Below are 553 nucleotides of genomic sequence, written 5' to 3'. Positions count from 1 at the left end.
GCCGCCGTCGAGGCCAAGACCCGCAAGGACCTCACCTGGCAGCAGATCGCCGACGCCTCCGGCCTGTCGGTCGCCTTCACCACCGCGGCCGTCCTCGGCCAGCACGCCCTGCCGCAGGAGTCCGCGAAGGCGGTCGCCGAGCTGCTGGGCCTGGACGACGACGCGGCACTGCTGCTGCAGACCATCCCCACCCGCGGCTCGATCCCCGGCGGCATCCCCACCGACCCGACCGTCTACCGCTTCTACGAGATGCTCCAGGTCTACGGCACCACCCTCAAGGCCCTGGTCCACGAGCAGTTCGGCGACGGCATCATCTCCGCGATCAACTTCAAGCTCGACGTGAAGAAGGTCGCCGACCCCGAGGGCGGCGAGCGCGCCGTCATCACCCTGGACGGCAAGTACCTGCCGACCAAGCCCTTCTGACCCACCCCACCGGCGGGGGGGGGGGGGGGAAGGAAGGAGAGGAAAACCGGAGGGGGGGGGGAGGAGGGGGAGGAAGGGGTTGTTTGGGGGGGGAAAGGTAAGCGAGACGAAGGAGTGTCCAGCAGCCCCG

1 protein-coding gene is annotated in these 553 nt (G+C 69.8%); it reads left to right on the top strand.

Annotated elements, in window-relative coordinates:
• Positions 1-423, top strand: a 423-nt coding sequence (gene cynS / locus ACFQ87_RS38375) for a cyanase (protein WP_380615575.1), incomplete at its 5' end; no start/stop codon positions are given.
• Positions 424-553 lie beyond the last annotated feature (130 nt).

Origin of the sequence: Kitasatospora sp. NPDC056531, from assembly GCF_042794375.1 — a bacterium.
Lineage (GTDB): Bacteria > Actinomycetota > Actinomycetes > Streptomycetales > Streptomycetaceae > Kitasatospora.
Note: the sequence above shows the minus strand (reverse complement) of the source record. Positions and strands in the feature narration are given on the sequence as shown.